We start from the raw sequence: 9,952 nt of genomic DNA on the forward strand, positions 1-9,952 counted from the left end.
TCGCGGCGACGTAACCCTTGCGGCGCAACGAAGCCTGCGAGCCGCCGCCGCCGTCGAGGTGGGCGATGTGCCGGTGGCCGAGCTCGACGAGGTGATCCACGGCCAGTCCGGAGCCAACCTCGCCGTCGTCGTTCACTGTGTCCACAGTGGACAGGCGTGAGCCGCGGGAGACCAACACCAGAGGGGACTGCTCGGCGGCCTTGGCGATGGTCGAGGCCGGCACTACCGGGCCGAGCAGCGCGACCCCGGCCGGCCGGAACGACAGGAGGTTGTCCACCGCGCGGCGCTCACGGGTCGGGCTGCGGCCGCCGGTGTTGATGATGAGGTCGAAGCCCTGCTCCGTGACGGCGGCATCGAAACCGTCCACCACCTCGGCGAAGAAGGCGTTGTTGAGGTCCGACACCATCGCGGCCAGCACCGTCGACGTGGCGCTGGCCAGCGAGCGGGCCATCAGGTGCGGGGAGTAGCCGAGCTCCTCGGCGGCGGCCAGCACGGCGCTGCGCCGCTGCTCGCTGACCTTGGGCGAGCCCCGCATGACCAGCGAGACCAGCGCGCGCGACACCCCGGCCCGCGCCGCCACGTCCTCCATGGTCGGACGGCCCATCCACAACCTCCAGGCTTGACCGATCCAATGGTCACAAGGGTGAAACCGGCCCTTGACATCCGTGTGACGCACCATACAGGGTTGGAGCGCTCCAACCAATAGAGCGCTCTAACGGACGGATGGAGATCCCGCACATGCGCATCGGAGTTGCCGGCGTCGGGCGGATCGGCGCCATGCACGCCGCCAACCTCGCCTCCCTGGACCAGGTGGACGAGGTTGTCCTGTTCGATCCGGTCCCCGGCCGCGCCGCGCAGGCCGCCGCCGAACTGGGGGCCGGCACCAGCCACGTCGACGACCTCGACGCGCTGCTGGCCACGGACGGCGTTCTGCTGGCCACCCCGACGAACACCCACCCCGAGATGCTGCGCCGCAGCATCGGCGCGGGCATCCCGGTGCTCTGTGAGAAGCCCATCGCCAGCGATCTGGCCACCATGCAGGCCCTGGTCGACGAGGTGGAGAAGGTCGGCGCGAACGTGCTGGTCGGCTTCCAGCGCCGGTTCGACCCGTCCATCGTCGAGTTGCACCGCCGGCTGCGGGCCGGTGAGGTGGGCAAGGTGTACCTGGTGCGGGCGCTGGGCAACGACGCCAACCCGCCGGACTTCGGCTATCTGCCGGCATCCGGGGGCATCTTCCGCGATCTTTTCGTGCACGATCTCGACGCCGTGCCGTGGCTGGTCGGGGAGCCGGTGGTCGAGGTCTACGCCTCCGGCTCGGTCCTGGTCGACCAGGCCTTCGCCGACGCCGACGACGTGGACAACGCGGTCATCACCCTCAAGTTCGCCGGTGGGGCGCACGCGCTGATCGCCGGCGGGCGGCACGACCCGCTCGGCTACGACCACCGGATCGAGGTCATGGGCAGCAGGGACTCGCTCACGGTTGGTCTAGACCCCCGCACGCCGCTGACCTCGCTCGAACCGGACGGGCCCAAGGTGTCCATTGACGCCTACCCCGGATTCCCGGAACGATTCCGCAACGCGTACCTCAACGAGATGGCGGTGTTCGTCGACGTGGTGGCCGGTCGTGCCGACAATCCCTCCCCGGTTCGGGACAGCCTGGTCAGCCTGCGTCTGGCGGAGGCCTGCGAGCAGTCGCGCCGCTCGGGCAACCCGGTCCGGCTGCTGTCGGAGGTGTCGGCATGAGCATGATCAAGGTCGCCGGCGCGCCGATCTCCTGGGGCGTGTGCGAGGTCCCTGGCTGGGGCCGGATGCTGCCGCCGGAGCTCGTGTTGTCGCAGATGAGCGAGCTGGGACTGACCGCGACCGAGCTCGGTCCGCCGGCCTATCTGCCCGAGGACCCGGCCGTTCTGCGTGAGACGCTCGGCGGACACCGGCTGACCCTGGTCGGCGGATTCCTGGCCGTCGTCCTGCACGACGCGTCGCGCACTGAGGAAACTCTGAGGGAAGCCGAGCACTCCGCGAAGGTGCTCGCGGCCGGCGGGGCCGAAGTGCTCGTGCTCGCCGCCGCAACGGGTCTCGACGGGTACGACGAACGTCCACAGTTGACAGATGGCGAATGGTCCACCCTGGTCTCCACCTGTGCCGCGATCCGGGAAGTCGCGGCCGGGCACGGCCTGTCGACGGTGCTGCACCCGCACGTGGGCACGCACGTCGAACGCGGCGCCGAGGTCGAGCGGTTCCTCGCCGACTCGGATCTGCCGCTGTGCCTGGACACCGGGCACCTGCTGATCGGTGGCACGGACCCGGTCGAGCTGGCCAAGCGCCATGCCGCCAGGATCAGCCACGTGCACCTCAAGGATGTCCGGGCCGAGATCGCCGACGAGGTTCGGTCGGGTCGGCTCGGCTACGCCGAAGCGGTCGCCCAGGGCATGTACGTGCCGCTGGGCGACGGCGACGTGGAGGTGGCGGCGATCGTGCGCTTCCTCCACGAGGCGGGTTACGGCGGGTGGTACGTCCTGGAGCAGGACACCGCCCTGGCCGAGGATGGCACCGAGGGGGACGCTGCGCCTGACTCGTCGGCAAAACCCCTGCGTGACACCGCTCGGAGCATCGCTTACCTCGACACGGTCGTCCGGGACCTGTAAACCGGCGGCCGCACTTCCCCAGGAGCGACAATGTTGTCCAAGAAGTCCAAGAGGATCCTGCTTGGCATGGCGGCCGCGGCCGGCGCGATCGCGCTGGCCGCGTGCAGTGGGCCCGCCTCGTCTTCGAGCGGCGGCTCGGCCCCGGCGAACGGCTCCGCCACCAGCGGCGGCCCGATGAACGTCGCGGTGGTCACGCACGGCTCGGCCGGCGACTCGTTCTGGAACGTCGTGAAGAACGGCGCCACCGACGCGGGCAAGCAGCTCGGCGTGAACGTCACCTACAACTCCGACGGCGATCCTGGGGCGCAGTCGAAGTTGATCGACAACGCGGTCGCTCAGCACGTCGACGGCCTCGTGGTGTCCATGGCCAACCCGGACGCGCTCAAGACCTCCATCCAGGCCGCGGTCAAGGCCGGCATCCCGGTCATCACCATCAACTCCGGCCAGTCGCAGAGCGCCGCCTTCGGGGCCTTGGCCCATGTCGGCCAGGACGAGGGCATCGCCGGCCAGCAGGCCGGGGCCAAGCTCAAGGCTACCGGCAAGACCAACCTGCTGTGCGTGATCCACGAGGCCGGCAACATCGGCCTGTCGCAGCGTTGCGACGGCGCCAAGCAGGGCTTCGGCAAGACCACCAACCTCCAGGTCGACATCAACAACCCGACCGACGTCGAGGCCAAGATCAAGGGCGCGCTGCAGACCGACTCCTCGATCGACGCGGTGCTCACCCTCAACCCGCAGATCGCGCTGTCCGCGGTGAACGCGGCCAAGGAGGCCAACTCCAAGGCCACCGTCGCCACCTTCGACCTCAACTCGGACGTGGTCAGCGCCATCAAGGCCGGCCAGATCGCCTTCGCGGTCGACCAGCAGCAGTACGAGCAGGGCTACCTGCCGATCGTGATGCTCAAGCTGTACCGCGACAACGCCAACACCGTCGGCGGCGGCCAGCCCGTGCTCACCGGCCCCGGCTTCGTGGACAAGTCCAATGTGGACAAGGTCGCGCAGTACGCGTCACGGGGCACCCGATGAGTGATTTCTCGGGCACGCTGACGACCGACGAGCGCATCGCCAGTCCCGGCCTGCTCACCCGACTGGCCGTCCGGCCGGAGATCGGCGCGCTGATCGGCGCGCTGGTGGTGTTCGTCTTCTTCACGGTGATCACCAGCCAGTTCGTCACGCTGGCTGGCATCTCCACCTGGATGGACACCTCGGCCACCATCGGCATCGTCTCGGTCGCCGTGGCGCTGCTGATGATCGGCGGCGAGTTCGACCTGTCGGCCGGTGTCATGACCGCCTCCACCTCGTTGGTGACGGCCATGCTCTCGGTCAAGCTGGGCGTGAACGTGTGGCTGGCCATCGTGGTGTCGTTGGTGTTCGCGCTGGCCGTCGGCGCGTTCAACGGCTGGCTGGTGATGCGCACGAAGCTGCCCAGCTTCATCGTCACGCTGGGCACCTTCTTCGCGTTGCAGGGCATCAATCTCGGCGTGACCACGCTGGTGACCGGCACCGTCCAGGTGTCGGGCATCGCCACCGCGCCGGGCTACGCCTCGGCCGGCTACCTGTTCGCCTCCACGTTCACGCTGGGCGGCTCGCCGTTCCCGATCTCCATCGTGTGGTGGGTCGTGGTGACGGCGCTGGCCGCCTGGCTGCTGGTGCGGACCCGCTTCGGCAACTGGATCTTCGCCGTCGGCGGCTCCGCGGCCAGCTCCCGCGCGGTCGGCGTGCCGGTGGGCCGCAGCAAGATCCTGCTGTTCATGACCACCGCGGGCGCGGCCTGGCTGGTCGGCACGATCAACATCCTGCGGTTCACCACCGTGCAGGCCAACCAGGGCATCGGCCTGGAGTTCGAGTACATCATCGCGGCGGTCATCGGCGGCTGCCTGCTGACCGGCGGTTTCGGCTCGGCGATCGGCGCCGCCATCGGCGCGCTGATCTTCGGCATGGCCAACCAGGGCATCGTCTACGCGCACTGGAACAGCGACTGGTTCAAGCTGTTCCTCGGCATCATGCTGCTGGCCGCGGTGCTGGTGAACAACGGCTTCCGGGCCAGGGCGGAAAGGGCGCGGCGATGAGTGCACTGCTCGAGGTCCGCGACGTCGGCAAGACGTACGGCAGCGTGATCGCGCTGCGCGATGTGTCCACCGTGGTCAACGCGGGCGAGGTCACCTGCGTGCTCGGCGACAACGGCGCCGGCAAGTCCACGCTGATCAAGATCCTGGCCGGGCTGCACCAGCACGACGCCGGCCAGTTCCTGGTCGACGGCGAGCCGGTGCAGCTGTCCTCGCCGCGCGAGGCCCTGGACCGCGGTATCGCCACCGTGTACCAGGATCTGGCCGTGGTGCCGCTGATGTCGGTGTGGCGCAACTTCTTCCTCGGCTCCGAGCCGACGAAGGGGTTCGGCCCGTTCCGGGTGCTCGACCGGCGCAAGGCCAAGGACGAGACCCGGTGGGCACTGGCCGACATGGGCATCGACCTGCGGGACGCGGAGCAGCCGGTGGGCACGCTGTCCGGCGGCGAGCGGCAGTGCGTGGCCATCGCCCGCGCGGTGCACTTCGGCGCCAAGGTGCTCATCCTGGACGAGCCGACCGCGGCGCTGGGCGTGAAGCAGGCCGGCGTGGTGCTCAAGTACGTCGCCCAGGCCCGCGACCGCGGCCTCGGCGTCGTGCTGATCACGCACAACCCGCACCACGCCTACCCGGTGGGCAACCGGTTCCTGCTGCTCAAGCGGGGCCGCAGCCTGGGTTCCTTCGACAAGAAGGACATCAGCCTGGAGGAGTTGACCAGGCAGATGGCCGGCGGCGCGGAGCTGGAGGCGCTTCAGCACGAACTCCGTGGCGCGGCCCAATGAATCGGCAACTGGAGGCGCTCACGATCGGCCGGGTCGGGGTCGACCTGTACCCGGAGCAGAGCGGCGTGCCGCTCGCCGACGTGAGCACCTTCGCCAAGTCCCTGGGCGGCACGGCCACCAATGTCGCGGTGGCCGCCGCCCGGCTCGGCCGGCGCACGGCCGTGCTGACCAAGGTCGGCCCGGACGGTTTCGGCGAGTACGTCCGCAAGGCGCTGACGGGCTTCGGCGTGTCGCCGGAGTTCGTCGGCACCGCGCCGGACCTGCTGACGCCGGTGGTGTTCTGCGAGCTGAACCCGCCGGCCGATCCGCCGCTGCTGTTCTACCGGCTGCCGGTCGCGCCGGATCTCACGCTGACCGAGGACGATGTGCCGTGGGACGTCGTCGAGGACGTGCCGCTGCTGTGGGTCACGGGCACCGGCGTGTGCCGTGAGCCGGCCCGCTCCACCCAGCGCAAGATCCTGGAGCGTCGGGCCAAGAGCGGGCACACCGTGCTGGATCTGGATTACCGCCCGATGTTCTGGTCCGATGTGGACACCGCGCGGGCCGAGATCGGCTGGATGCTCGACCACGTCACGGTGGCCGTCGGCAACCGGGCCGAGGTCGAGGTGGCGGTGGGCACGTCCGATCCGGACGAGGCCGCGGACCGGCTGCTGGCCAGGGGGATTTCCCTTGCCCTGGTGAAGAAAGGCGCGGACGGCGTGCTCGTCGCCACGCCTTCGGGGCGCGAAACCGTGACGCCGCAACGGGTCGAGGTGGTGTGCGGGCTGGGGGCCGGCGACGCGTTCGGCGGCTCGGTGGTCAACGGCCTGCTGGCCGGTTGGGACCCGGTGACGATCGCCCGGCACGCCAACGCCGCCGGCGCGATCGTGGCCTCGCGGCTGGCCTGCGCCGACGCCATGCCCGACCCGGGCGAGATCGAGGAGTTGCTTTCCCTTGTTGACTGACCAGCAGTGGGCCGGCCTGCTGCACACCAGGGCGACCGACCCGCATGCGGTGGCGGTCGCCTACGCGACGCGGCGGCGCCGTCCCGCACTGCTGTCCGGCACGGGGACGCTGTTCCTGGTCGCCGCCGATCACCCGGCACGAGGGGCGCTGGGTGTCGGTGGCGATCCGCTGGCCATGTCCGACCGCCGTGAGCTGCTGGACCGGCTGCTCACGGCGCTGGCCAATCCCGCGGTGGACGGCCTGCTGGCCACCCCGGACGTCGTCGAGGAGCTGCTGCTGCTCGACGCGCTGCACGACAAGATCGTCATCGGCTCGATGAACCGCGGCGGCCTCGCCGGCGCCGACTGGGAGATCGAGGACCGCTTCACCGGCTACGACGGTCAGTCCATTTCGGACTGTCGGCTGGACGGCGGCAAGATGCTGCTGCGCATCGTGGATTCCGACGCCGGCACCATTCCCACTCTCCAGGGCTGCGCCGACGCGGTGACGGACCTGGCCGGGCAGGGGCTGATGGCCATGGTCGAGCCGCTGCCGTACACGCGGGACGACGCCGGGAAACTGGTGCTGCAGAAGGATGCCGCGTCGCTGGCCCGCGCCGTCACGGTCGCGTCCGCGCTGGGTGTCACCTCGGCGTACACCTGGCTGAAGCTGCCGGCGCCGTCGGACCTGAAGGTGTTGGACACGACCACGTTGCCGGTGGTCGTGCTCGGCGGCGTGCCGTCCGGCAACCCGGCCGACGACCTCGCGGCCTGGGGCAGTGCCCTGGCGCATCCCGTGGTGCGGGGCCTGGTGGTCGGTCGCGCCCTGTTGTATCCGCCCGACGGCGATGTCGCTGCCGCCGTGCAAGCCGCCGCAAAGGTTTTGGAGGCCGCGTCGTGAGTCTGCACCGTCCACTGGGGACGCTCTCGGACGGCGAGGACCCGGTCCGGCTCGCGCCGGAGGACGCCGGCTGGGCGTACACCGGCCTTCGCGTGCTGTTGCTGCACCCGGGCACCTCCCGAGTGATCGAGACCGGCGAGTTCGAGGCGTTCGTGCTGCCGCTGGCCGGCGGCTGCGTGGTCGAGGTCGACGGCCAGCGCTTCGAGCTGGAAGGCCGGGACTCCGTGTTCACCCGGGTCACCGACTTCGCCTACGTGCCAAGGGATGCCACCGTCACGCTGTCCACTCGGGACGGTGTGGAAGTGGCGCTGCCGATGGCCCGCTGCGCCCGGCGGCTTGAGCCCAGGTACGGGCCGGCCGAGGACGTTCCGGTCGAGGCGCGCGGCGCCGGCAACGCGACCCGCCAGGTCACCAACTTCGGCGTGCCCGGCGTGTGGGACCACGCCGACAAGCTCAACGCCTGCGAGCTGATCACGCCCGACGGCAACTGGTCCTCGTACCCGCCGCACAAGCACGACGAGGCGTCCGAGTGCGAGGTCGTCAACGAGGAGATCTACTACTTCCGCATTGCCGGGCGGGACGGCGTGAACACCTCGCGGGAGGGCTTCGGCCTGCACCGCACCTACACCGCCGACGGCGAGATCGACGAGGACGTCGCCGTCCGCGACGGTGATGTTTTCCTTGTCCCGCGCGGTTATCACGGTCCGTGCGTGGCCGCGCCGGGCTATCCGATGTACTACCTGAACGTACTGGCCGGGCCGGCCGACGACCGTTCCATGGCCTTCTGTGACGACCCCGCCCACGGCTGGGTGCGCGACACCTGGGCGACGACGCCGCTCGACCCCCGCTGCCCAATGACATCTGCATCTGGGACCTCCGCGAAGGGACGCGTCCGATGAGGCTGACCACCGCCCAGGCCCTGGTCCGCTGGATGATCGCCCAGCGCACGGAGCTGCACGACCTCACCGAGGCGTCGCTGTTCCCCGGCGTGTTCGCGATTTTCGGGCACGGCAACGTGCTCGGACTCGGCACCGCCCTTGAGGAGCACCGCGACGAGCTTCCGGTGTGGCGCGGGCACAACGAGCAGGGCATGGCCCTGGCCGCAGTCGGCTACGCCAAGGCCACCGACCGCCGGCAGGTCGGCGTGGCCACCACCTCCATCGGTCCCGGCGCCCTGAACCTGGTGACCGCCGCCGGTGTCGCGCACGCCAACCGGCTGCCGCTGCTCCTGCTGCCCGGCGACACCTTCACCAGCCGCGCCCCCGACCCGGTGTTGCAGCAGATCGAGCCCTTCCACGACGGCACCGCCACGGTCAACGACGCCTTCCGGGCCGTCAGCCGGTACTTCGACCGCATCACCCGCCCCGAGCAGTTGCTGGGCGCGTTGCCGCAGGTCGCGCGGGTCCTCACCGACCCGGCCGACTGCGGTCCCGTGACCCTGGCGCTGCCCCAGGACGTGCAGGCCGAGGTCTTCGACTTCCCGGACTCGCTGTTCGAGCCCGTGGTGCACCGCGTCCTGCGCCCGCAGCCCGACGCCCGGTCGGTCGTCGACACCGCCTCGATCATCAGGGAGTCCGTGCGGCCCCTGCTGGTGCTCGGCGGCGGCGTCCGGTACTCCGGGGCCGCCGAGCACGCCATCGGCTTCGCCGAGCGGTACGGCATCCCCATCACCGAGACCACCGCCGGCCGGACCCTGGTCGCGCACGACCACCCCCTGCACGCCGGCCCGCTCGGCGTCACCGGCTCCACCTCCGGCAACGAGCTGGCCGCCGAGGCCGACCTCGTCATCGCCGTCGGCACCCGGCTCCAGGACTTCACCACCGCGTCGTGGTCGGTCTTCTCCCCGGACGTCCGGCTGGTCAGCATCAACGCCGCGCGCTTCGACGCCGTGAAGCACGGCGGCCTGGCCCTCGTCGGCGACGCCCGGGCCACCCTGGCCAACTTCTTCGGCCTCGACGGCTGGTCCGCGCCGGCCGAGTGGACCGCCCGCGCCCAGACCGCCCGTGCGAGCTGGGACGCCCACATCGACAAGCTGCGGACTCCCTCGGAGGAGCTCACGTACGCCCAGGTCGTCGGCATGGTCAACGACCAGTCCGGGCCGGCCGACTACGTGATGACCGCCTCCGGCGGCCTTCCCGGCGAGCTCATCGGCGGCTGGCGGGCGTCCGGGCCGGCGACCATGGACGTCGAGTACGGCTTCTCCTGCATGGGCTACGAGATCGCCGGCGCGTGGGGCGCGGCCATGGCCCGTCCCGAGGGCGTCGTCACCACCATGTTGGGTGACGGTTCCTACCTGATGCTCAACTCCGAGCTGTTCAGCGCCGCCTTCGCCGGCCACGGCTTCGTCGCCGTGGTCTGCGACAACGACGGCTACGCGGTGATCCACCGCCTCCAAACGGGGCAAGGGGCCGCCGGCTACAACAACATGTACGCCGACTGCCGGACCTCCCTGCCGGAGCCGCCGAGGGTGGACTTCGCCGCCCACGCTGCGGCCCTGGGCTGCGCTGTCTTCCCGGCCGACGGCGGTTCCTTCGCCGCCCAGTACGCCGCCGCCCGCTCGGCGGCGACCGAGGGCAAGGTCGCCGTTGTGACCGTTCGCACCCACCCGTCCTCGTGGACCGAGGCCGGCGCCTGGTGG

The 9,952-nt window shown here is 70.6% G+C and carries 10 protein-coding genes; 9 read left to right on the forward strand and 1 reads right to left on the reverse strand.

All coding sequences use genetic code 11. The features are described from left to right. Positions 1–604 (reverse strand): LacI family DNA-binding transcriptional regulator (locus tag KUTG_RS27885; RefSeq protein ID WP_157495634.1); only part of this gene is annotated, 604 nt, incomplete at its 3' end. A gap of 134 nt (positions 605–738) precedes the next feature. Between KUTG_RS27885 and KUTG_RS27890 the strand changes: the two genes are divergently transcribed. From KUTG_RS27890 to iolD, 9 genes are all read left to right on the forward strand, one after another. Next, on the forward strand, positions 739–1,743 hold the full coding sequence (locus KUTG_RS27890) for a Gfo/Idh/MocA family protein (protein WP_043730870.1): 1,005 nt from the start codon (positions 739–741) through the stop codon (positions 1,741–1,743). Next, positions 1,740–2,645 (forward strand): TIM barrel protein, encoded by a 906-nt coding sequence (locus tag KUTG_RS27895; RefSeq protein WP_043720928.1) that lies wholly within the window; start codon positions 1,740–1,742, stop codon positions 2,643–2,645. The genes KUTG_RS27890 and KUTG_RS27895 overlap by 4 nt, the downstream gene beginning before the upstream one ends. 30 nt (positions 2,646–2,675) lie before the next feature. Beyond that, a complete protein-coding gene (locus KUTG_RS27900; RefSeq protein ID WP_043720930.1) occupies positions 2,676–3,671 on the forward strand; it encodes a sugar ABC transporter substrate-binding protein in 996 nt (331 codons plus the stop codon). Continuing rightward, positions 3,668–4,714: an ABC transporter permease gene (locus tag KUTG_RS27905; protein ID WP_043720932.1), complete on the forward strand. Its 1,047-nt coding sequence runs from the start codon at positions 3,668–3,670 to the stop codon at positions 4,712–4,714. Before KUTG_RS27900 ends, KUTG_RS27905 begins: the two co-directional genes overlap by 4 nt. Continuing rightward, positions 4,711–5,490 (forward strand): ATP-binding cassette domain-containing protein, encoded by a 780-nt coding sequence (locus KUTG_RS27910; RefSeq protein ID WP_043720935.1) that lies wholly within the window; start codon positions 4,711–4,713, stop codon positions 5,488–5,490. The genes KUTG_RS27905 and KUTG_RS27910 overlap by 4 nt, the downstream gene beginning before the upstream one ends. Then, on the forward strand, positions 5,487–6,434 hold the full coding sequence (iolC, locus tag KUTG_RS27915) for a 5-dehydro-2-deoxygluconokinase (RefSeq protein WP_043720936.1): 948 nt from the start codon (positions 5,487–5,489) through the stop codon (positions 6,432–6,434). The genes KUTG_RS27910 and iolC overlap by 4 nt, the downstream gene beginning before the upstream one ends. Next, positions 6,424–7,314, forward strand: coding sequence for a Cgl0159 family (beta/alpha)8-fold protein (locus KUTG_RS27920; RefSeq protein ID WP_043730872.1), 891 nt, complete (start codon positions 6,424–6,426; stop codon positions 7,312–7,314). The genes iolC and KUTG_RS27920 overlap by 11 nt, the downstream gene beginning before the upstream one ends. After that, complete coding sequence (gene iolB / locus KUTG_RS27925) at positions 7,311–8,213, forward strand: 5-deoxy-glucuronate isomerase (protein ID WP_043720939.1); 903 nt, start codon at positions 7,311–7,313, stop codon at positions 8,211–8,213. The genes KUTG_RS27920 and iolB overlap by 4 nt, the downstream gene beginning before the upstream one ends. Next, the coding region (gene iolD / locus KUTG_RS27930) for a 3D-(3,5/4)-trihydroxycyclohexane-1,2-dione acylhydrolase (decyclizing) (RefSeq protein WP_043720941.1) at positions 8,210–9,952 on the forward strand (1,743 nt) is incomplete at its 3' end. The genes iolB and iolD, both read left to right, overlap by 4 nt.

This window comes from Kutzneria sp. 744 (assembly GCF_000568255.1).
Lineage (GTDB): Bacteria > Actinomycetota > Actinomycetes > Mycobacteriales > Pseudonocardiaceae > Kutzneria.